The sequence below is a fragment of the Ruegeria sp. BHSB056 genome (assembly GCF_059613305.1).
This window is the reverse complement of sequence record NZ_JBXWSG010000035.1, coordinates 12,319-35,075: the sequence shown is the minus strand read 5'-3', so window position 1 is coordinate 35,075 and position 22,757 is coordinate 12,319. Positions and strand designations below refer to the sequence as shown.

The 22,757-nt window shown below is 55.0% G+C and carries 21 protein-coding genes, 1 tRNA gene and 1 pseudogene; 12 read left to right on the top strand and 11 right to left on the bottom strand.

Going from position 1 to position 22,757, the window contains the following annotated elements; all coding sequences use genetic code 11:
* Positions 1–254, bottom strand: a 254-nt coding sequence (locus AC2FND_RS10730) for an MmgE/PrpD family protein (RefSeq protein ID WP_496769645.1), incomplete at its 3' end; no start/stop codon positions are given.
* Positions 255–291: 37 nt separating this feature from the next.
* Positions 292–738, bottom strand: coding sequence for a type II toxin-antitoxin system RatA family toxin (locus AC2FND_RS10725; RefSeq protein WP_496769651.1), 447 nt, complete (start codon positions 736–738; stop codon positions 292–294).
* 72 nt (positions 739–810) lie between these two features.
* Here AC2FND_RS10725 and hpt point away from each other — a divergent pair, with 72 nt between their 5' ends.
* Entirely contained in the window at positions 811–1,353 is a 543-nt protein-coding gene (gene hpt / locus AC2FND_RS10720) for a hypoxanthine phosphoribosyltransferase (protein ID WP_267365856.1), read from the top strand.
* Between the two features lie 185 nt (positions 1,354–1,538).
* Here the strand turns inward: hpt and AC2FND_RS10715 are convergent, their stop codons facing one another.
* Together AC2FND_RS10715 and lipA are read right to left on the bottom strand one after the other, a co-directional pair.
* Positions 1,539–2,690, bottom strand: coding sequence for an amidohydrolase (locus AC2FND_RS10715; protein ID WP_496769644.1), 1,152 nt, complete (start codon positions 2,688–2,690; stop codon positions 1,539–1,541).
* Positions 2,687–3,637, bottom strand: coding sequence for a lipoyl synthase (lipA, locus tag AC2FND_RS10710; RefSeq protein WP_496769642.1), 951 nt, complete (start codon positions 3,635–3,637; stop codon positions 2,687–2,689). The genes AC2FND_RS10715 and lipA overlap by 4 nt, the downstream gene beginning before the upstream one ends.
* A gap of 261 nt (positions 3,638–3,898) precedes the next feature.
* On the opposite strand from lipA, the gene AC2FND_RS10705 reads away from it, so the two are divergent.
* Positions 3,899–4,447: a peroxiredoxin gene (locus tag AC2FND_RS10705; RefSeq protein ID WP_480564998.1), complete on the top strand. Its 549-nt coding sequence runs from the start codon at positions 3,899–3,901 to the stop codon at positions 4,445–4,447.
* A 51-nt stretch (positions 4,448–4,498) separates the two neighbouring features.
* Here the strand turns inward: AC2FND_RS10705 and AC2FND_RS10700 are convergent, their stop codons facing one another.
* Positions 4,499–5,581, bottom strand: a complete 1,083-nt coding sequence (locus tag AC2FND_RS10700; RefSeq protein WP_496769640.1) for a DUF6456 domain-containing protein — start codon at positions 5,579–5,581, stop codon at positions 4,499–4,501.
* A gap of 241 nt (positions 5,582–5,822) precedes the next feature.
* Between AC2FND_RS10700 and AC2FND_RS10695 the strand changes: the two genes are divergently transcribed.
* A complete protein-coding gene (locus AC2FND_RS10695) occupies positions 5,823–6,122 on the top strand; it encodes a DUF6477 family protein (RefSeq protein ID WP_496769638.1) in 300 nt (99 codons plus the stop codon).
* On the opposite strand, the gene AC2FND_RS10690 is transcribed toward AC2FND_RS10695, so the two are convergent.
* Entirely contained in the window at positions 6,123–7,667 is a 1,545-nt protein-coding gene (locus AC2FND_RS10690) for a trimethylamine methyltransferase family protein (protein ID WP_496769636.1), read from the bottom strand.
* A 302-nt stretch (positions 7,668–7,969) separates the two neighbouring features.
* On the opposite strand from AC2FND_RS10690, the gene guaA reads away from it, so the two are divergent.
* The 9 genes and pseudogenes from guaA (at position 7,970) to AC2FND_RS10645 (ending at position 17,388) form a co-directional block, all read left to right on the top strand.
* Positions 7,970–9,529 (top strand): glutamine-hydrolyzing GMP synthase, encoded by a 1,560-nt coding sequence (gene guaA / locus AC2FND_RS10685; RefSeq protein WP_209504093.1) that lies wholly within the window; start codon positions 7,970–7,972, stop codon positions 9,527–9,529.
* Between the two features lie 211 nt (positions 9,530–9,740).
* The gene (locus AC2FND_RS10680; RefSeq protein ID WP_496769634.1) at positions 9,741–10,646 is read left to right on the top strand and encodes a DMT family transporter; all 906 of its coding nucleotides are present in this window, start codon (positions 9,741–9,743) and stop codon (positions 10,644–10,646) included.
* 125 nt (positions 10,647–10,771) lie between these two features.
* Positions 10,772–11,929 (top strand): OmpP1/FadL family transporter, encoded by a 1,158-nt coding sequence (locus tag AC2FND_RS10675; protein ID WP_496769632.1) that lies wholly within the window; start codon positions 10,772–10,774, stop codon positions 11,927–11,929.
* A 99-nt stretch (positions 11,930–12,028) separates the two neighbouring features.
* Positions 12,029–12,924 (top strand): annotated as a pseudogene (locus AC2FND_RS10670) (DMT family transporter).
* Positions 12,925–12,971: 47 nt separating this feature from the next.
* The gene (locus AC2FND_RS10665) at positions 12,972–13,844 is read left to right on the top strand and encodes an ATPase (RefSeq protein ID WP_496769630.1); all 873 of its coding nucleotides are present in this window, start codon (positions 12,972–12,974) and stop codon (positions 13,842–13,844) included.
* Between the two features lie 36 nt (positions 13,845–13,880).
* Entirely contained in the window at positions 13,881–14,798 is a 918-nt protein-coding gene (metA, locus tag AC2FND_RS10660) for a homoserine O-acetyltransferase MetA (RefSeq protein ID WP_496769628.1), read from the top strand.
* Positions 14,788–15,741: an alpha/beta fold hydrolase gene (locus AC2FND_RS10655; protein WP_496769626.1), complete on the top strand. Its 954-nt coding sequence runs from the start codon at positions 14,788–14,790 to the stop codon at positions 15,739–15,741. Before metA ends, AC2FND_RS10655 begins: the two co-directional genes overlap by 11 nt.
* 49 nt (positions 15,742–15,790) lie before the next feature.
* A complete protein-coding gene (gene ppk2, locus AC2FND_RS10650) occupies positions 15,791–16,660 on the top strand; it encodes a polyphosphate kinase 2 (protein ID WP_496769624.1) in 870 nt (289 codons plus the stop codon).
* Positions 16,661–16,773: 113 nt separating this feature from the next.
* The gene (locus tag AC2FND_RS10645) at positions 16,774–17,388 is read left to right on the top strand and encodes a TetR/AcrR family transcriptional regulator (RefSeq protein ID WP_496769623.1); all 615 of its coding nucleotides are present in this window, start codon (positions 16,774–16,776) and stop codon (positions 17,386–17,388) included.
* Positions 17,389–17,394: 6 nt separating this feature from the next.
* On the opposite strand, the gene AC2FND_RS10640 is transcribed toward AC2FND_RS10645, so the two are convergent.
* From AC2FND_RS10640 to AC2FND_RS10620, 5 genes are all read right to left on the bottom strand, one after another.
* On the bottom strand, positions 17,395–18,453 hold the full coding sequence (locus AC2FND_RS10640) for an adenylate/guanylate cyclase domain-containing protein (protein ID WP_496769621.1): 1,059 nt from the start codon (positions 18,451–18,453) through the stop codon (positions 17,395–17,397).
* Positions 18,450–18,818 (bottom strand): group I truncated hemoglobin, encoded by a 369-nt coding sequence (locus AC2FND_RS10635; protein WP_209596705.1) that lies wholly within the window; start codon positions 18,816–18,818, stop codon positions 18,450–18,452. Before AC2FND_RS10635 ends, AC2FND_RS10640 begins: the two co-directional genes overlap by 4 nt.
* 235 nt (positions 18,819–19,053) lie before the next feature.
* Positions 19,054–19,143: transfer RNA gene (locus tag AC2FND_RS10630), tRNA-Ser, on the bottom strand.
* 142 nt (positions 19,144–19,285) lie between these two features.
* Complete coding sequence (locus AC2FND_RS10625; RefSeq protein WP_496769619.1) at positions 19,286–21,712, bottom strand: DUF3772 domain-containing protein; 2,427 nt, start codon at positions 21,710–21,712, stop codon at positions 19,286–19,288.
* Positions 21,712–22,746 carry a cysteine synthase A gene (locus tag AC2FND_RS10620; protein ID WP_480772626.1) on the bottom strand — a complete coding sequence of 345 codons (1,035 nt, stop codon included), beginning with the start codon at positions 22,744–22,746 and terminating at the stop codon, positions 21,712–21,714. Before AC2FND_RS10620 ends, AC2FND_RS10625 begins: the two co-directional genes overlap by 1 nt.
* Positions 22,747–22,757 lie beyond the last annotated feature (11 nt).

Below are 22,757 nucleotides of genomic sequence, written 5' to 3'. Positions count from 1 at the left end.
GCGTGGGACACCGTGCCGTTGACCAAAGCCGCACCGCGCAGCGGTGCCGAGTCGCCGCCAAAGAGATGTGCCTGAGGATTCCCGCCCTCGGACAGTATCATGTCGCGAACCGTGGCTGAGACGGGTTCGCGCACGCCTGCCCGGCCCACAGCGACCCAGTCAAGAACAGAAAGCGACGTGACGATTCTTGCCTGAGGCGACGTAGAAACCGGGCCTGCCGCAAAAGCGGCCAATGATGCTGTAAATTCCGTCATGCGCATAGTCTAGCGTGCGCCTGACAAGGGTAAAGACCTAGCTGTAGAGTTGTTGCGCGCGCGCCTCGAACGCGCGCACGATCCGATGCATGGCTTCGTTGAAAACCACGCCGATTATTCCTTGCAGTATCGCATTCTTGAACTCGAAATCCACATGGAACGAGACGTTGCAGCCCCCTTCAGGCGCGTCCTCGAACTGCCAGTCGGATTTCATGTATTTGAAGGGGCCGTCCAGGTATTCGGTGTCGATTTTCTTTTGATCCGCAAACAGGGTTACTTTGCTGCCAAAACGTTCCCGGAAAACCTTGAACGAGATGACCAGATCGGCCTCCATCACCTCAGCCTCTTCCAGCGCATAGGTCTTGCGAATGCGGGCAGCAGCACACCACGGCAGAAATTGGGGGTACTTGGCCACGTCGGCAACCAAGTCGTACATCTGCTGGGCTGTATAAGGCAGTTGGCGGGTTTCCGAATGGATAGGCATGACGTCCGGTATTTGCAGGTGACAATGGCGCGTCATGTCGTATGTTGCGCGCCAAAGATCAAGGGGGCTGCGATGACTGACCGCGCATATGTGATAGATGAGATGATCTCGGCAAAGGCCATCGCTGCTCGAATCGAGGAGCTGTGTCGCGACATTTCGGCAGAGTTCAAAGACACCGACAAATTGGTGGTCGTGGGTCTGCTGCGCGGCAGCTTTGTATTCATCGCCGACCTTGTGCGCGAACTTGACCTTCCGATCGAGGTGGATTTCCTTGAAGCTTCTTCTTACGGAGACGCGATGGAGAGCAGCCGGGAAGTTCGTATTCTCAAAGACTTGCGCGGCGCAATTGAAGGGCGTGACGTGCTGGTTGTCGAGGATATCGTTGACACCGGCCATACGTTGAACCATGTCACCAAGTTGCTGCAAAGCCGTAACCCCGCGCGCCTGAAATCCATTGCCCTGCTGGACAAGCCGAGCCGCCGCGAAGTGGATTTCCGATCAGACTGGATCGGTTTTGAGATACCAGACGAATTTGTCGTGGGATATGGAATTGACTACGCCCAACGCAATCGCAACCTGCCCTATATTGGCAAAGTCCGCTTTACAGACGAATAGCTGAGCGGGCAATTTGCCGCTCCTTTCGGGCCAGACACCCGAGTTGTAACTCTTTCGATTACTATAAAGAATCTGTCACAGTCCAACCAACAGCATGGTTGAACTGAAGAAAAAGTTGACGTCGCGCTGTACGAATACTTCGCTCCAACCTCTTGTAATTATTAATAAAAATGAAAAATTAGCCCCTAGATGGCTTTTCCGAGCATAGATTCTATGGCCTTAAGAAATATCCCGGTCCCAATCGGGATAAGCGCATCCGGGAAATCATAGTCCGGGTTGTGCAACTGAGGATGGTCGCTCCCCGACCCCAACCAGAACATGGCGGCCTTCGCACTTTTTCCAAACTGGCCGAAATCTTCTGAAAACCGCTGTGGCTGATCGACCAACTTGCAAGAAACGCCCTGCACTGTGCAGGCCTTGGACAGGATCGAAACTGCTTCCGGGTGATTGGCACAAGCCTCAAACACTTCGTCATAACTGATTTCGACCGCCAGTCCTTCGGCTTTGGCCATTTCACGGACCAACGATTCAGCGTCGCTGATCAGCTGCACCATTCGCGCGTCTGTGACCGTGCGAAGTGTCACCCACAGCTCGGCCCGCCCCGGTGCTACTCCGACCGTGCGCTCACCCAACGTGGCATGTGTGACGGTGGTCAATGCGTAATCGTCATTAAGATCCCCGCCGCCCCCTAACGCGTTTAAAGCCGGCATCAGGTTAGCCAGCGCACCGGCAGGCGACACCCCATCTTGAGGAGCAGCAGCATGTGACGTCTTTCCGGTCAGAACAATCTGCATCCCACGTGATGCGCAATTGGCAGGACCGTCACAAATTTCAACCGCCCCCAACTCCAACCCAGGTAAGTTGTGCAACGACAACACGAGGTCGGGCGCAACCTCGGCGTATTGGGGATCAGCCCGGAAAGCGATTGCACCATGGCCAGTCTCTTCGGCTGGCTGGAAAATCAATACGACTCGGCCCTTCATGGGGCGTTGATGCTTCAACCCGTCTGCCACGCCCAGAACCATTGTCATATGCCCATCGTGACCGCACAAATGCCCTTTGCCCACGACCTGTGATACATAGGAATGGTCCGCCAACTCCTGGATCGGCAACCCATCCAATTCGCAGCGAATGCCCAAGGTGGGACCGGGTTGGCCACTTTCGAAAACGGCGGCGACTCCGTGCCCACCAATTCCGGTCAAGACATGGTCAGCACCCGCTTTGTGCACAAGTTCAGCCACCCGCGCTGCGGTATTCTTTTCTTGCCCCGAAAGTTCAGGATGTTGATGCAACTCGTGGCGCAGAAGGGTCAGTCGCGCGCTCTGGTCCGGCGTCACGCTTTTTGCAGCTTTTCTAGACGCGCCGCGCGCAGCCGGGCAAAATCATCACCTGCATGATAAGAAGACCGGGTCAAAGGTGTCGCGGATACCATCAGAAAGCCTTTGCCGTAAGCCGCCTTTTCGTAAGACGCGAACTCTTCGGGTGTTACGAAACGATCAACGCCATGGTGTTTCGGTGTCGGTTGCAGATACTGGCCAATTGTCAGAAAATCGATATCCGCCGCGCGCATGTCATCCATGACCTGACGCACCTGCTGTTCGTTTTCGCCAAGCCCAACCATGATACCGGACTTGGTAAAGATCGACGGATCAAGCTCTTTCACCCGCTGCAATAGACGCAGGGAATGGAAGTACCGCGCGCCGGGGCGAACCTCGGGGTACAGACCCGGTACTGTTTCCAGATTGTGATTGAAGACATCCGGCTTTGCCTGGACCACAATTTCCAGAACATGCGCATCGCATTTCAGAAAATCGGGCGTCAGAATCTCGATCGTGGTTTTGGGAGAGCGGTGCCGCACCGCGCGGATGGTCTGCGCAAAATGCTCGGCTCCACCATCGCTCAGATCATCCCGATCAACCGAGGTGATAACCACATGGTTCAGGCCAAGTTTTTCGACCGCATGTGCCACCCGGCCGGGTTCAAAGGCGTCAAGGTCGTCTGGGCGGCCAGTAGCGATATTGCAGAATGTGCAGCCACGGGTACAGATCTCGCCCATGATCATCATGGTGGCGTGGCCCTGGCTCCAGCATTCGCCGACATTGGGGCATCCCGCCTCTTCGCAGACGGTGACCAGATTGTTATCGCGCATGATCCGGCGCGTATCTGCATAGCCTTTGCCGCCGGGTGCCTTGACCCTGATCCAGTTCGGTTTCTTGGGCTGCGCATTATCTGGGCGGTGCGCTTTCTCCGGGTGGCGCTGTTCGGGGATCTTCAGATCTCGCACGGGCAGTATTCCTGACTTTGGGTCAATCTTGTCGCTCATAACATAGACAGATGTGCAGTGTTACACCAGTAGCGCATAGCCGCTATGCAACGCCGCCGTGCATGAGCAAGAACGCGATTGCAAGTTCCCGTTTTACCGCATGTTTTCAATGCCTAATGAGAAAATTTTATTAATTCAGAATGCGGCATTTCGTCGATTGAAGGCAGTTTAGAACTGTTTTAAGTCACGGCAAATCCACAGGTGAATCACAGGAGCTTGACTATGAAATCCGGCGCAATACTACCCAACGTGACCTTTCACACCCGTGTCCGCGATGACTCAATCGAAGGACCAAACCCGTTCCGTTGGGAAGACAAGACCACCGCTGACTATTTTGCCGGAAAACGCGTGATCCTGTTCTCGTTGCCCGGCGCGTTCACGCCCACCTGCTCGACATATCAACTGCCCGGCTTTGAAAACGGGTATGACGATTTCATTGCCAGGGGTGTCGATGAAATCTACTGCATGTCTGTCAACGACAGCTTTGTGATGAACAAATGGGCGCAAGATCAGGGTCTGACCAACGTTAAGGTCATTCCGGATGGGTCGGGCGAGTTCACACGCAAAATGGGTATGTTGGTTGACAAGGACAATCTGGGCTTTGGTATGCGGTCATGGCGCTATGCGGCCATCGTAGCCGACGGTGTTGTCGAAGCGTGGTTCGAAGAACCTGGCCTGATGGATAACTGCCCCGAAGATCCCTATGGCGTGTCTTCGCCCGAAAACCTGATGAAACATCTTCAGGCAACGGCAGAGCCCGAACTGGTCTGAGTATTAACAAGACGAAGAAAGGCCCGTTTTGACGGGCCTTTTTTTGTGCCTTCAGCCTATCATGCGGTCGCGTTCAGCCTGATCCTGATAGTGGCGCTTCAGCCGCTGTAACGCGATCCGCAGAACAATCTTTCCGGATCGTGCTGACCAGCCCATGCGTTTTTCCGCCAGTTCCAACCCTTCGAGATAGCAACAGCACCGCAGGGCAACGTCGCTTAGTCCGGGGCCAAGATCAGACAAGGCCCGCGCCACGCGGTCCCGCGCGTCGGATGACCCCTTTCCTCCGTGGCTTTCACTGTCATAACTGCCGCGGCCACCAGCCGTTAGAAACCGCTCCCAGTTCTGTGAAACCTGAGGGCCAATCTGCGCCAACTCGAAATCTTCGCGCAAACGCTCTCCGGCGCTGACAAGCGATTCATCCAGAAAAGGCTTGCCATCGCGGTCGCGTCTGCGTGCAAGGGCAACCAACGGGCTTTCCGTGGCACTATAGCGAATGCGCTTGATCCGGTCAGTCGCCCCACCCGATGTTTTTACCTGAAACAACGACTGAGTTTCGGCAAAGCCGACTTCGGTTCCCACACGCGCCTTGTTTTCCGCTTTTGCGATCAGGTGGCTCAGGGCCGTTCGGCCAGCTGCGGAAATCCTGTACCGCGATATTCGACCGGGATTATCGCAGGAAATCCAGTCCTTTAAGGCCAGAGCCTGAGCGATCTCGCAATCGACGACTGCGGTTCTGGTGGCTCCGGCATTGCCGGAGTCACGAACGACTACCGCTTTGTCCATTTCTTCAGCCACGGCAAGAACCGAACCAGTCTCACTCAGGCGGCGCAAAATGCGCAATGCCTCTCTTTCGAACGCCTCTTCCTGGGCTGTTTCATCCGCGATCGCGGCCGCCCCGTTTGTGTCGTCGGACATGGAAAAATGTGTTTCTGCCAGCGATTGCAACGCGGCATCCACCAAAGGATCGTCGCGGCGCATCTCGATACGCCGGATTTGCCGGAGGATGGTTGACGCATGGCAGCCTGCCGATCTCGCGATATCGCGGATCGAGCGTCCGTTTTCGGTATGAGCAAGGTATCTTTGCGCCCCCTCTGGAACCCATGCCGGAATGGTGAAAGCCATGTTGTTTTCCATGATTATTTGCCCTCGTCGACAAAACAAAATGTCACTTTTCGCCCTCGGATTGCGGGTTAACCAAATCTAACTAGAGGTCCATTCGTTACTCGTTCGTTAACCTCACAAGGCACGAACCAGATTTGATTCAAAAAGATAAACAGTCGTGAAACCATCGTTCGGAGAGGCTGTCACGCAGGCAACACCCGCTTAGGTTGTGCATTAAGTGGTCCCGTAAACCCTCAGACACAGGACACATAAGATGCAGGACCTGATGACAATGATCTCAATGCTTCACCGCCCACGCATGTTGGCGAGAGCCGCCAATTTCGGAGCGAGGGAGTACAACCGGGACAGGCATCTGCAACGTATTCTGGGATACGAGTCCTTGCCGGGTTCAGGTCAAGCCCTGCTGCGTCTGATTGAGATGGAAAAAGAGGTGAATGAACTGCGCAAAGTAGATGATGCCGCATACTCTCTGGTCCGACATCTCGACATTCTTATCGCGCTGTTGGGTGAGGCGCGGCTGTATCAAGCCAACCGCGCCCCAGTCCTTCAATAATTAGGAAAACGCATCCGGCATGGAGGCCTTTTTCTCGGCGATATAGGCTTCCAGCGCTGCAGCTGTATCCGGTTCCATATGCGGTTGCTGGTAATTTGCCAGCAGGCGTTCAACCCGCGCAGAGGCCAGAGCCCGCGTATCACGTGCGCCTTCTTCCTGCCAGGTTTCATATGGCTTGTAGTCCAGCAGATCGGACTTCCAGAAAGATTGCTTGAAGTTCGCCTGCGTGTGGGCACATCCAAGATAATGCCCGCCGGGGCCAACTTCCCGGATCGCATCCATGGCCTGCGCGTTGTCGTCATAGGCCACGCCCTTGGCCAGCGAATGCAAAACACCCAACTGGTCGGCATCCATAACAAACTTCTCGAAGTCGGCCACCAGACCGCCTTCCAGCCAGCCGCAGGCATGCAACATGAAGTTCACGCCAGCCAACAGTCCCATATTCAGCGAGTTCGCTGTTTCATAAGCCGCCTGCGCATCCGGAAGTTTCGAGCCACAGAAAGACCCTGCGGACCGATACGGCAAGTTCAGACGCCGCGCCAACTGACCCGCGCCATAGGTGATATGCGCAGCTTCCGGCGTACCGAAGGTCGGCGCGCCAGAATTCATGTCGATCGAGGTCACGAATGCACCAAATATCGCGGGTGCACCGGGACGGACGATCTGGCTGTACGCCACACCGGCAAGAACCTCGGCCAGAACCTGTGTCAAAGTACCGGCCACCGAGACCGGCGCCATCGCACCGCCCACGATAAAGGGCGAGATGATACAGGCCTGATTGTTGCGAGCATAAACTTCCAGTGAGCCCATCATCACATCGTCGAATGTCATCGGCGAGTTGATGTTGGTCAGCGACGTCATCACCGTGTTTTGCTGAACGAATTCCTTACCGAACAGGATTTCGCACATCTCAACCGAATCCTGAGCCCGGCTGGGATCGGTCACTGAACCCATGAAGGGTTTGTCCGACAGAGTCATGTGCGCCTTCAACATGTCCAGATGGCGCTTGTTCACCGGAATGTCCGTCGGTTCGCATACTGTACCGCCCGAATGGTGCAGCCACTTGGACATATAGGCGAGTTTCACGAACTTGTTGAAGTCGTCCATCGTCGCGTAACGACGGCCGCCTTGTGCATCGCGCACGAAAGGAGGGCCGTAAACCGGGGCCAGAACCATGTTCCGGCCACCAATCACGACCGATTTCTCGGGGTTGCGGGCATGTTGGGTAAACTCGCTGGGCGCTGTTTTGATCAGCTCACGAGCCAAGCCGCGCGGAATGCGCACGCGTTCACCGTCAATATCCGCACCAGCGTCGCGCCATCGTTCCAGAGCGGCAGGGTTATCAACAAAGTTTACACCGATCTCTTCCAACACGGTTTCCGCGTTGTTTTCAATGATCTCCAGCGCCTCTTCGTTAAGGATTTCGAAGTTCGGAATGTTGCGTTCGATGTATTTCGCGGTCTCGATACGAACTGCAGTCCGCTCGGCACGGCGGGCAGCGCCACCGCCACCTCTTGCCCTGCGCCGGGTGTTTGCCTCGGTCATGAGAAGATCCCGTGTTGTTGGTTAGATTGAGCGTTTGATACAGGTTTGCCGGAACGCAAGCATAGGGATTGCGGCACGTTGGGGGAAAAAGCGACATTGCCGCGCGGCAATCCGGCGAACCGGCTGCCAAAGGTGAAAACTGGAATTGGAAAGCGTCCCCTTCTTCCGTGTCTAAATGCGCCTCCGGAACCACCTGTGGAAAACCCTCGTGTCAAAGATCTTTGCGGTGAACTTTGTCGAAACCAGCGCCGGAATTGGACCTCGCTCTTGCGAAATGTGCGGGCTTGCCCTAAGGCGCTGACATGACCCAGACATCCCACGACCGCCTTCTGATCATCGACTTCGGCAGCCAGGTTACGCAGCTTATTGCCCGCCGCCTGCGTGAACTGAATGTCTATTGCGAAATTCACCCTTACCAGAATGTCACGATGGATTTTGTGCGGGAAATGGCCCCACGTGCCGTGATTTTCTCGGGCGGGCCAGACAGTGTGACGCGCGAGGGGTCACCCCGTGCTCCGCAAGAGATTTTTGACTACGGCGTGCCGATCCTGGGCATTTGCTATGGCCAGCAAGTGATGATGCACCAGCTTGGCGGCAAGGTCGAAAGCGGCCATGGTACGGCCGAGTTTGGTCGGGCTTTTGTCACGCCAAAAGACAAACTGGAAATTCTGAACGGCTGGTTTGACGACGGGGATGAACAGGTCTGGATGAGCCACGGCGACCACGTCAGTGAAATCGCGCCGGGGTTTCAGGTCTTCGGCACGTCGCCCAACGCGCCCTTTGCAATCACAGCCGATCCAGCGCGTCATTTCTATGCCGTGCAATTCCATCCTGAAGTCCACCACACGCCCAAGGGCGCGAAGCTGTATGAGAACTTCGTCAAGCTGGCCGGTTTCAAAGGCGACTGGACCATGGGGGCCTATCGCGAAGAGATGATTCGCAAGATCCGCGAGCAGGTTGGCGACAAGAAGGTCATCTGCGGTTTGTCGGGCGGTGTTGACAGCTCAGTCGCGGCGATCCTGATCCACGAGGCGATTGGAGACCAGTTGACCTGCGTCTTCGTCGACCACGGGCTGTTGCGCAAGAACGAGGCGACAGAAGTCGTCGGCATGTTCCGCGACAACTACAACATCCAGCTGATCCACGCGGACGAATCCGAACTGTTCCTTGGCGAACTTGAAGGGCAAAGCGACCCGGAAACCAAACGCAAGATCATCGGCAAACTGTTCATCGACGTCTTTCAGAAACACGCCGACACCATTGAAGGGGCCGAGTTCCTGGCGCAAGGCACGCTTTATCCGGACGTAATCGAATCGGTGTCATTTTCAGGCGGGCCTTCTGTAACCATCAAATCGCACCACAATGTCGGTGGCTTGCCGGAAAAGATGGGCCTTAAGCTGGTCGAGCCCTTGCGAGAGTTGTTCAAGGATGAGGTGCGCGCACTTGGCCGCGAACTTGGTCTTCCGCAGAGCTTCATCGGACGCCACCCCTTCCCCGGCCCAGGTCTGGCAATCCGCTGCCCCGGTGAAATCACCCGCGAAAAACTGGGCATTCTACGGGAAGCTGATGCAATCTATATCGACCAGATCCGTAAACACGGCCTCTATGATGACATCTGGCAGGCTTTTGTCGCCATCTTACCAGTGCGCACCGTAGGCGTCATGGGCGACGGACGCACCTATGACTACGCCTGTGCGCTGCGGGCCGTCACATCTGTCGATGGCATGACCGCGGACTACTACCCGTTCAGCCATGATTTCTTGGGCGAAACGGCAACGCGGATCATCAACGAAGTCAAAGGCATCAACCGGTGTACCTATGACATCACATCGAAACCTCCCGGCACCATTGAGTGGGAATGACCAGCAGATGACCGCGAAAAACCCAACTGATTGAGCTGCAAAACGCCCTGTTGGTTCAAGCCTTTGATCGGGGCGGTCACCTATACGACCTTGAATCTGGCGCACCTTCGGCGTTTGAATAGCCTGACGAACCTAGTCTGCTTATCATAAGCGCTTGGCTTTGCGGTCTTTTGGCAGCGCGGCCCCGCGACGAACCTGATGGACGCCCGAAATGAGCCATGCACAGAAAGACGTGTTGAAGGCCGGTCTTTGGATGACGGGTGCGATCGCCTCATTCTCATCCATGGCGGTTGCAGGGCGTGAGCTGAGTTCTGCGCATGATACCTTTGAAATCATGATGTATCGCAGCATCGTGGGGTTCGTCGTTGTTGCAACAGTCCTGACTTTAACTCGCAACTGGCATCAGGTTTCAGCCGAACGGCTGGGATTGCATGCTTTACGAAACACCTTACACTTTACAGGGCAAAATCTCTGGTTCTACGCCGTGGCAGTGGCTCCTTTGGCACAGGTTTTCGCGCTGGAGTTCACTCAACCGCTTTGGGTGATCCTGCTTTCGCCGCTGTTTCTGAACGAACGGTTGACCCCGCTCAAGTTGATTGCGGCGCTAATTGGGTTTTCAGGGGTTCTGATCGTCACACGCCCAGGCGCTGCCCCCCTGAGCCCCGGCTTAATAACAGCAGCGGCATCAGCGGTTTTCTTTGCGTTTACAACGATTACCACCAAGAAGCTTACGCGATTTGCCAGTATTGGGTGTATCGTTTTCTGGCTGACCGCAATGCAAGCGGTCCTTGGGGCCACAGCCGCTGGTATCGACGGTCAGATTGCGCTTCCGACAATGCAAACTGCTCCCTACTTGATTCTGGTGGGATTGGCGGGATTATTAGCGCATTTCTGCATTACCAATGCCCTGTCTATCGCCCCGGCAACCGTCGTCATTCCCTTTGATTTTGCGCGCCTTCCGACAATCGCGGTGATCGGAATGATCCTCTATCACGAGCCCATCGACCATTGGGTGCTGATCGGTGCTGCTGTCATCTTTACAGGCATTTTCCTGAACATCTGGTCCGAAAATCGTAACAGTTTAGCAACAGTTCAGAACTGTAGTGGTAGCAAGTAACGCACCGTCACCAGTTGACCTTAAACTAACTGAAAAGAAAGTATCGCGCATTACACAACGAGTAGGCGCTGGACTCACTCAATTCTTCGCCAGGCAAATACTCGAAAAAAGTTCGGGAGGACAGAATGAAAACAACACTACTCGCAACGTGCGCTTTGTGCGTTGGAGCAACGGCTGGTTATGCAGGCGGTCTGGACCGCAGCGGTCAGGGTATCAACCTGATCTTTGAAGAAGGCTCTGCAGTTCAGTTTCGGTTGGGGTATACAGATCCAAGCGTGACCGGCACGATGCCTGCGCTTGCTGGACCAAATATCGGTCAACCTCAAGACTCGGGCGAAGTCGCAAACGATTTTTTTACACCACACTTGGGGTACAAAACGGCGCTTACGGAAAAGCTTGATTTCGCCATCATGTATGATCAGCCCTTTGGTGCCGATATTCAGTACGCGAGCACGTATCCTCTGTCTATCAACCCAGTTCCCGGTGGTCGAACCGACAGCCTGAGAGCGACAGCGGATACAGATGCCATCACTGCGCTGCTGCGCTACAAATTCGATGGCGGATTCAGTGCCATCGGCGGTATTCGCGCACAGCGCGTCGAGGCTTCGATAACCGTTCCAATTACCGCTGGCTATCAGGTGGATACCAGCGCTGATACTGCATTTGGGTATGTCGTTGGCGTCGCGTGGGAAAAACCCGAAATCGCGGCACGTGTGTCGCTGACATATAACTCCAAGATCAGCCACGACCTTTCACAGACGGAATCGCTCAACCCGCCACCCCCGGCCCCTCCAGGGACTGTGGCAACGTTCAACACCACAAGTGAGATTGAAACACCGCAGTCAATCAACCTGGATTTCCAGACCGGTGTGGCGCCCAAGACATTGTTGTTCGGCTCGATCCGTTGGGTCGACTGGCCACAGCTTGTGTATAACCCGCCAAACTATCCGCCGACGACGAACCTGGTTGATTATGACGAAGCCACGTTCACCTACTCGCTGGGTTTGGGTTATCAGTTCTCGGAAGAATTTTCTGGTGCTGTGACACTGGGCTACGAATCTTCCCAAGGTACGCCGGTGTCGAACCTCGGCCCGACAGATGGGTTCTGGAGCATCGGTCTGGGTGGCACCTATTCTCTTGAGAATGCCAAAATTTCCGGTGGTGTGCGTTACACGGATATCGGAGATGCCACCTCAAATGGCGCCGGTCCGGCGGCACGTGGTACATTCACTGGCAACAGCGCCTGGAGCGTTGGTTTTCAGATCACATACGCTCTGAACTGATCTGAGTAATCATATTTACTACAAAGCCCCGCAGTTTCTGCGGGGCTTTTTCGCATGAACCGGGTCGCCGTTGGTTAACTTCAATGAAACATTGCCCGCATGAACGAACAAAAACACCTCTCTCTCCGCGGGTGGACCGAGCTTTTGCTGCTTGGACTGATCTGGGGCGCCTCCTTTGTTTCCATCCGGGTCGCTCTGGACACACTTCCCGTGATGACGTCGGTTTTGCACCGCACATTCTGGGCCATGCTGGTCTTGTGGCTGGTGACTTGGATCGGGGGGGCAAGGTGCCAAGCGTGCCCCGAGTCTGGGGCGCTTTTCTGGTCATGGGGCTGTTGAACAACGTCATCCCCTTTAGCCTGATGGCTTGGGGGCAGCTGTACATTGACACGGGTCTGACGGCGATCCTGAACGCAGCAACTGCGATCTTCGGCGTTCTGATAGCAGCAGTGTTTTTTCGCGACGAACGATTGACAAAAAACCGGCTACTGGGTGTCTGCCTGGGCTTTCTTGGTGTCTCAATCGCGATCGGAGCGCAGAACTTCCTGAGTTTCAGCCTGCAAAGCACCGCTCAGCTTGCAGTGTTGGCCGGAACAGTTTCCTACGCATGCGCCGCGGCTTGGGCGAGGCAGACATTATCGCACCTTCCACCGGTGGTTGCCGCCGCCGGTATGCTGACGGCTTCGACAGTGCTGGTATTGCCAATAACACTAGCAGTTGATGGAGTACCCAGCTTGGCGTTACCCGCAATAACCTGGGCGGCCATCGGGTACTATGCGATCGTCGCAACGGCCGGCGCATATCTGCTTTACTATCGGGTTTTGGCAATGGCCGGCAGTGGCAATCTTATGCTGGTGACGCTTGTCATACCCCCGGTCGCTATAGTTCTGGGCGCAATGCTGCGCGAAGAGTCCCTGCCCCCTAACGCCTTTCTGGGCTTTGCCGTTCTGGCGATTGGCCTTTTGGTTCTGAACCGTTCGTCCCAGCCCAATTGACGCCGTGCGCTGCCCGATTTAGCTAGGGCAAAAAAGGACAGCGCAAAATGATCTACACCTCAGCCAATGACTGGCGCACCGCAAGCCGCAAGAAAGTGCTGTTCTTTGGCATGTCAGGATTGGGCAAGACCTACGTATCCAACATCCTCAGAGATTCCGGGAACTGGTTCCACTACTCGATCGATTACCGGATCGGAACGCGCTATATGGGCGAGTACATTACCGACAATGCCAAGGCCGAGGCTATGAAAGTTCCGTTCTTGCGTGAACTGCTGTTGTCGGATTCGATCTATATCGGTTCGAATATTTCATTCGCCAACCTGACACCTGTTGCCGCTTATCTGGGCAAGCCGGGAAACCCCGATCTGGGTGGCTTGGACATGCCGGAATACCGCCGCAGGCAGGAACAGTTTCGCTTGGCCGAAATTCATGCGCTGCTGGACACCGAATACTTCATCGACCGCGCCGAACGTCTGTACAAATATCCTCACTTTATCTGCGATACGGGCGGATCCATCTGCGAGTGGGTAGATCCCGAGGACCCAAGAGATCAGGTTTTGTCTGAACTCGCGCGGCAAACCCTCATGATCTGGCTAAAGGGTGACGAGGGTCATACGGCCGATCTTGTGCGCCGTTTCGACAAGGCCCCAAAACCCATGTCTTATCAGGCCAATTTCCTGACCCGTTCCTGGACCGAGTATCTGGATCAACACGGCTGTGCAGAGGCCGAGGTCAACCCCGATGATTTTGTTCGCTGGACCTATGCGCAAGCCCTGGCCCATCGTCAGCCCCGGTACGAGGCGATGGCAAAGAACTGGGGCGTGACGATTGATGCCAACGACATCGGCAAGATCCGCGATGCGGCCGATTTCGACGAGTTGATCGAACGTACCCTTGAGGCCAGACGCAATAACGCCTAACTACCAGTTTTCCCTAATCTCTTCGAAGTCAGACACATGCCCATCAAAATTCCCTCAGATCTGCCCGCTTATGATGTCCTGAACAAAGAGGGCGTTATGGTCATGTCCGAGGATCAGGCAATGCGTCAGGATATTCGCCCCCTGCGCATCGGGTTGCTGAACCTGATGCCGAAGAAGATTCAAACGGAAAACCAGTTTGCGCGCCTGATCGGCGCAACTCCGTTGCAGATCGAACTGTCTTTGATCCGTATGACGGAACACCAGACAAAAACCACCGCCGCCGAGCATATGTCCGAGTTCTATCAGCCTTTTCAGGAGGTCAAGGACCAAAAGTTCGACGGCCTGATCATTACTGGCGCACCGATCGAGCATCTGGAATTTTGTGACGTCACCTATTGGGATGAAATCAGCGAAATCTTCGACTGGACTCAGACAAACGTTCACTCAACCTTTGGCGTTTGTTGGGGCGGGATGGCGATGATCAACCATTTTCATGGTGTCCGAAAACACATGCTGGATGCCAAGGCCTTTGGCTGTTTCCGTCACCGCAATCTGAACCCTGCATCACCTTTTTTGCGTGGGTTCTCTGACGATTGTGTTATCCCGGTCAGCCGCTGGACGGAAATGAAACAAGTTGAGATCGACGCCGCACAGGGTTTGACGACCCTTCTGGGCAGCGACGATGTAGGCCCTTGTCTGGTCGAGGATCCCAGCCACCGCGCGCTGTATATCTTCAATCATTTTGAATATGACAGCGACACGCTGAAACAGGAGTATGACCGCGACGTCGCCAATGACACGCCCATCAACGTGCCGATCAACTATTATCCGGATGATGACCCATCCAAGACACCTCAAAATCGTTGGCGCAGTCACGCGCATCTTCTTTATGGCAACTGGATAAACGAAATCTATCAGTCGACACCTTTCGATATGAGTGAAATTGGCCGCTAAGAACTTGATATCCTTTGGCCTCATCATTCTGGGCCTTGCTGCTGTGACTGCGTGGCGCAGCGCCCGGAATGAAGCGCAGGCAGAAGCGGCTTTCCCACCCGAAGGCCAGATTCTTGATGTCGACGGGATCGCCGTTCATGCGGTTGTCATGGGGAAAGGGCCAGATGTGGTCCTTCTTCACGGCTCAAGCGGCAACACCCGCGACATGACTTTTGCGCTGGCACCCATTCTGGCTGAAAACTACCGCGTCATCGTTTTTGACCGGCCCGGTCTGGGGTTTTCAGAAAGTTTCAACCCAGACGGTGAAACGATCACGGAACAAGCGGATATCCTGCAAAAAGCTGCTGCCCAGCTTGGGGCGGAAAAGCCTATCGTTGCGGGCCAAAGCTATGGCGGTTCAGTGGCGCTTGCGTGGGCAGTCACCAGGCCCGAGGATCTCTCGGCGCTTGTTCTGATCGCACCCGCTGCCATTCCGTGGGAAACGCCGTTGGATGGGTTTAACCAATTGGCGTCTACCACGGTCGGCAACGCGCTCGCCCTGCCCCTGATCTCTTCCTTCGTGCCCGATTGGTACGTGACACGGGCATTGGACAGTGTATTTGCCCCCCAATCGGCCCCTGCCGGATACGCTGATCATTTCGGGCCCGGCCTGACCATCCGGCGCAGCTCCATGCATGCAAATGCCAAGCAACGGGCCAACCTATTGGATGAGATAACCCAAATACAGCCGAGATACGGTGAGATTTCAGTGCCAACCGAAATCGTTCACGGCACCGCCGACGACACTGTCGGCCTTGAATGGCATTCGCAACGTCTGATCCAGCAAATCCCGCAGGCCGAACTGGTCGCGTTACCGGGGATCGGTCACATGCCGCAGGTTGTCGCAGCGCCCGAGGTTGCTGCCGCAATTGATCGTGCAGCGCGGCGTGCAGGTTTGCGTTAATCCAAGCTCTAATCCATAGTCGGATATGGGTTTTATCGCGAGGTGACATATGGCCCGGACCGAAAAAGGTTCTATCGAGAAGTATTTTCAGGAAAGCGCGCCCAAAGCTGTGCGGGATGAGATCGAGAATTCGAAGAAAGGCGAAATCCTGAACCCGACCTACCCGTATAGCGAGAAGATGAAGTCCAAGGACTATGATGAGCAGATGGAACTGCTCCAGATCGAGCTGGTCAAAATGCAGTCTTGGGGCAAGGACACGGCGCAACGGATCGCCATTATCTTCGAAGGCCGCGATGCCGCCGGTAAGGGCGGAACGATCAAACGGTTTCGCGAAAACCTGAACCCACGCGGCGCGCGCAATGTGGCGCTCAGCAAACCCTCAGAAACTGAACGCAGTCAATGGTACTTCCAACGCTATATCCCTCACCTGCCTGCCGCTGGCGAGATCGTGTTCTTTGATCGCAGCTGGTACAATCGCGGCGTGGTCGAAAACGTCTTTGGTTTCTGCACCCAGGAAGAGCGCGAGCGGTTCTTTCGTCAGGTTCTGCCGCTTGAAACGGGTCTGGTCAATGATGGCATCAAACTCTTCAAGTTCTGGCTCAATGTCGGCCGCGCTGAGCAACTGAACCGCTTTCTGGCCCGTGAAACCGACCCGTTAAAGCAATGGAAACTCAGCCCGATTGACGTGGCTGGGTTGGACAAGTGGGACGAATACACACAATCGATTTCAGAAACTCTGACCCGGTCACATTCAGACGTATCTCCTTGGACAATTGTCCGGTCGGACGATAAGAAACGCGCCCGTCTTGCAGCAATTCAAACGGTTCTGCACACGCTGGACTATGATGAGAAGGACGCAAAAAGCATTGGCGACATTGATCCCCTGATCTGCGGTGGTCCGGATGTCTGGGAAGCGTAGGTTGCGTTTTCGCCCTGCCCGGCCAAGGCTTTCAAGGGCAAATGTTGGACGACCGTGTGCATGTGGTCTATCCGCTTGTCTTCTAATACCTAATCAAAGAACCTGAGGCCGGGATGTCGAAACGCGGTTATCATCACGGAAACCTAAAGCAAGCCCTGATCGAGGCAGCCTTGTCCCTGATCGAAGAAAAGGGGCCGACAGGTTTTACGTTATCTGAAGCCGCCAAAACCGCTGGCGTAACACCAGCCGCAGTCTATCGCCATTTTGAAGGGCGTGAAGACCTTATCGCCGAAGCTGCACGGCAAGGGTTCGAGATGTTCGCGGACCTTATGCAATACGCTTATGACAAGGGCCAACCTTCTGCCCTGGCCGCCTTCGAGGCAACCGGGCGAGCCTATCTGGCTTTTGCCCGGAAGAACCCCGGCCATTACATCGCCATGTTCGAAAGCGGAATTTCGTTGAATCGCACCCCCGAGCTATCAATGGCCGCCAATCGGGCCAAATCCGTTCTTGAAAAAGCCGCCGACGACCTGTCGCAGCATATTCCACCTAAAAAACGCCCGCCCGCGTCGATGTTCAGCGCACATATCTGGGCGATGAGCCATGGCGTGGTTGAATTATACGCGCGCAATACCGGGGCGACGTCACCCTTCCCCCCGGAAGACCTGCTGGAAAGCGGCATTGGTATCTACCTGCGCGGGTTGGGCCTGATCCCGCAGGACGATTGACACCTGTCAAAACGTTCGGCTGCTTTGCGGTAAGCTCAGCCCGGACGTTACGTTGATCAGATTCATCTCGCCCATTCCCTTTATATCAACACGTCCCAGGTCCGAGACCTGAAATTCGTCAATCAGGGCGTATTTCATCTCTTCCGGCGCAACGATTTTCATAGGATTGGCGAAAATTTGCAGTCGGGACGCGATATTTACCGCCGGACCGAAAACGTCGTAGACGTATTTCTGAATACCCACGACAGACCCGACCGCGGCCCCCATGCCCAAACCGATCCGGGCCTGCCATTTGTGCGGGTGGCTTTCGTTCCGGCGTTCGAGATAACGCAGGAAACGTACCGCGCAATGGGCCACTGCTGTCGCGTGATCGGGTGTCGGGTCAGGCATGCCTGAGACCGCAAGATATGCGTCACCTATTGTTTTGATCCTTTCACACCCGAATTGCTCAACGATCCTGTCAAACGCTGTGAAAATGTCGTTCAACTCACTCAGGGTCACTGTCGGGTCGGTCTTGGCCGCGAAATCGGTGAAACCCACAAAGTCCAGCATGACTACAGACACCTGCTTGTAGAGCTGCGGAGTGACAACACCGAAGGTTTTGAACTCTTCATAAACGGCCCGTGGCATCAGGTTCAAAAGCAGCCGTTCAACCCGCTCTTTCTCGCGCTCCAGCTCTCGCGTGTTGCGTTCGACCATGGTGGAATAGCTGTCGATCATGCTTTCCAGCTCGCGAATGCGCGTGATGTTCTGGCATTCGACAATCAGAACCTGCTCGGAAAGCCCTTTGGCCAACGAAACTGCGACTGCAAAGATCAAGGTCCGCCGCTTCGGCTTGATTTGCAATTCAACCGAATATCTCAAGCCCGATTGCTTAACGTCTTCCAACTCTTTGGGATCAAGGGCGGGAAGAATGTCCGTAAGAGTACTGCCGTGCTCGGGGGTTCCAAACCACTCCGAAAACGGCCCGTTATGAAAAACGAACTGAAGATCCGAGGCGCGCACCACGGCAATGCCGACACCGATGGCGCGTAACAGCTGTTCGTTTATAGCATGAATGCTCATGCCGCGTTTCGGGCGACGATAATTGAACGCTTCCCTTCAATTGCGGCCAGCGCGGTTTTGATATCCTGATCGGACATACCATGCACGCTCAGCGCTTCGCCAAACAGCTCAGCCATCACATCAAATTCGTCATGTGAGATACTCAGATGCCTGTGTACGGCTTCGATCCTGTCATCACTGAATGACGCCGGTCCGCCAATCAGGGACGATACAAACTTCGTCTGATGATCAATCAACCGCGGCATATCAATATCTTCAAAATAATGGCCGATGTCATCCGAATCCAACGCCATTTCATAGAAGGTCATCACGACACGGCTGATCGTTTTAAAGCCACCGTATTTATCATAAAGCGTTTGCGCCACACGAAAACCTAAGAGTTACCGAACAAAAACACCGTAATTCTATATCAAATGGACATTTTTGTTAATGTTTATGGTGTTTTTTTCGTTTTCCGGCTTAACGCGCGTTCTTTTTAGGAGAAGCAAAAGTGTCCGGGAAGTACAATCCCGCGCTTTCGAAGACCCGGCGTGGTACACGAAACCAAGTTGTACACAGCCAAGTCGCCGAGCGGGTTTGAGTTTCTGTCTAAGGGGGTGATGGCGGAGAGACAGGGATTCGAACCCTGGAGACGGTTCCCCGCCTACACACTTTCCAGGCGTGCGCCTTCGACCACTCGGCCACCTCTCCGTGCCGGCGATGTTTGGACCAATGTCATAAGATTTGCAAGGCCCCAAATCGGTGAAATCACCGGAATGGATCAATTAAATCCGGCAGTCTTCCCGGAGTGTCAAACGACCAGAAATTCCCCCTTCGGCTTTCCGACTGGTCGTCATAATTCATCGCCAGCGTCAGGGTCCAGATCGGATTCGGTCAGTTCCACTGGCTGTCTTGTGGTCAACTCATCTGCATTCTGTTTGGACGCTGATCCAACCTCTTTGACCTTGTTCGCGGTCGGCAATGCTTCGGGATTGCGCAACCAGATATCGCGCTGTGCAAAGGGCACTTCGATGCCTGCTTCTAGGAAGCGTCGGTTGATTTCGTGGTTCATGTCGGATTTGACGGACAGAACCCAGTTCACATCTCGCAAGATCGCCCTGATTTCAAAATCCAGCGCGTCGGCTCCAAATCCCTGAAAAACCACACTGGGCGCCGGGTTGGCCAGAACCATCGGGTGGTTGTTTGCGACCTCACCCAGAATGTTCTCGACCAGCCGTGTATCTGTGCCGTAGGCGACACCGACCGGAACAATCACCCTGCCGATAGTGTTGCCTCGAGTGTAGTTCGTGACGACGCCGCTGATCAGGTCCGAGTTCGGGATGATCACATCCGATCTGTCGAACGTCTCGATACGGGTCGAGCGGACGGAAATGTCACGCACGTAGCCCATCATCCCGTTCACATCGATCCAGTCACCCTTGGAGATTGGCCGTTCGACCAGAAGGATGATACCGGACACGAAATTGGACACAATCGTTTGCAGGCCAAAGCCAATACCGACAGACAGTGCACCAGCAACAATTGCCAGCGACGACAGATCAAACCCCGCGACCATGATCGCGGCCAGCGCGGCCAGAAATATTCCGATATACCCCGAGCCAGCGACAATCGCGTTCTGCCCGCCCGGATCGATTCTGGTTTTTGGTAACAACGAGTTGCGCAACCCGCTTTGCAACAACCGTGTCAGCGTATATCCGATTGCGAAAACAGCGATAAACGTCAGGAAATTGCTGGGTGAGATCGTGACACCGCCAATGTCAAAGCCAAGTAACAGACGTGACCATACTTCAAGCAGGTCGGTCTCGCGCGCACCCCAGTAAATCGCCAAAACAGGCAGCGCGACGATGGCCAGTGCAAAGCCCACCAGCACCGAAAAAAGAGAGTCGCGCGCAGCGTCGCCCTGCCCTGTGATCCATCCGTATATCTGACTGACGAACCGTTGAAAAATTGCTAGAGCAGCAATCAGAACCAGCGTTTTTACCGCCGGAAACACGATCGCTTCGGCCGCATTAGTATAGCCGACCAGTGCCAGTACGGGTGTCGCGATCCCCAGCAGGAACATGGCCTTGCGCAGGAATTCCACCATTTGGCTGAATCCGGCCGCCCTTGTGGACGCCGTTTGATCCAGCAGGTGATCGTTCGTCCGGATTTGGCGCACACGGAGCAAAAGCAAAGCCGTTCCGACGATCACGGGGAAACTGATGACCGCACGGGTCGCGTCCGTGACGTTTTCGATCTGCTGGAACAGAAGCGCCAATTCATGCAGGATCAGCATCAAAGCCAACAGATCGATGTAGATGCGCAACTCAGTGATCCGCGCGGCAGACAGCCGCTTGAACCCCTGCGAAGCACCAATCACGTAAATCTGTCGGCCGATCCAGTCATAGAATAAGGCGATTGCCGCCCAATACGGGATATTCTCCAACAACAAACTGCCGCGCAGGCCCGGAATACCCGATAGGCTGATCGCCGTAATGGCGGCAACAACACCAATCCAGGGCAACAGGATCCGCAGCAGCGAAATGATGAAGGACCAGGCACCTGTCCCGGCTCCACCCAGCAATCTAAGATAGTCGCCGCCCTTCTCTGACCAACGCTTGCCAAAGATCAGCAGAACTGCCGCGAGGATCACCAAAAACAGAATGCCCAAACCGCGATCACGGATGCGTTCTTTGACAACGTCCGACCGCAGGTTGGCAAATATTTCATTCGCCAGGCTCAAAAGCGCTTCTTTTACATCCTGCCATGCAGGTCCCCAATATACGGGGTTGACCGGCGACGGACCGCGCTGGAAGAACTCCTTCGTTTGCCGTTTCCGGATAATCTGGTCGATTTCACTGATCAATCCATTTGCGCGGCTATACGCTTCTTCGGAAATGATGCGAGGCACGCGCAAACTGTTGAGCTGATCATTAAGATGAGTTCGCAATTTAGCAATATCTTCAGGTTCGGTCGCGTCCCCTTCGGGTTTCGGACCAAGCGCCTTGATCTGGCTTTCCAGCGTTGCGATACGATCCGTGTTGGCGCTGCGCGCCTTGTTAAAGTCCTCGCGGTAACCATTTATTTCGGAACGTAAATTCTCGAATGCCGCATTTGAAGCACGGTTCGCTTCGATCACGGATTCCGCACGGTCCGCTGTTTTTATCCAGCCCCGGTAATACTCGCTTTGCCTGTCGGTCAGCTGCGCAACAGCACCGCCTGCGAACCCGACAAGACACAGAAAAACCAGTGTCAGAAACAGGCGAACCTGCTTAGGCATCACACGTCCTCGAAAACGCCGGGAATGCTGCGCGGTGCTTCGGTCATCCAATTCGGTACCGGTAGGTCTTTCTCGCGCAGAAAGTCCGGGTTGAACAATTTGGACTGATACCGTGTGCCATAGTCGCAAAGGACGGTCACAATGGTGTGGCCCGGCCCCATTTCCTTGGCCAGACGCACGGCGCCCGCCATGTTGATCGCGGTCGACCCGCCCATAACCAGCCCCTCTTCGCGGAGCAGGTCAAAGATATATGGAAGTGCCTCGGTGTCAGTAATTTGATAGGAATGATCCGGCGTGAACCCTTCGAGATTTTTTGTTATCCGCACCTGTCCGATACCTTCGGCAATCGAACCTCCCTCCATCGCGATTTCACCGGTGGTGTAATATGAATAGAGACCCGCACCCATGGGATCGGCCAAACCGATTTTCACACCCTTGGGCTGCAGCGCTTCGGCAACCCCGGCCAACGTACCACCCGACCCGACAGCACAAATAAACCCGTCGACCTTACCATCTGTTTGTTCCCAGATTTCGGGTCCTGTGGTTTCAACATGGGCCTGCCGGTTCGCCACGTTGTCAAACTGATTGGCCCAGATCGCCCCATTGGGTTCGGTCTGCGCCAATTTCTCGGCCAAACGCCGGGAATAATGCACAAAATTGTTGGGGTTACGATAAGGTGCGGCCGGAACTTGAACCAGTTGTGCACCGGCCAGCCGCAGCATGTCTTTCTTTTCTTCCGACTGGGTTTCCGGGATCACAATCACGGTCTTGAACCCCATTGACGCACCCACCAGCGCCAGGCCAATACCGGTATTGCCTGCGGTGCCTTCCACAATGGTGCCGCCGGGCTTCAAATCGCCCCGCGCAACAGCGTCACGGATAATATAGAGTGCTGCACGATCCTTGACGGATTGGCCGGGGTTCATGAATTCGGCTTTGCCGAGAATATCGCAACCAGTTTCTTCACTGATGCGGCGCAGCCGGATCAGCGGTGTTTTTCCTACTGCGTCAGCAAGATCTCGTGCAATGCGCATGATGGCCCCTT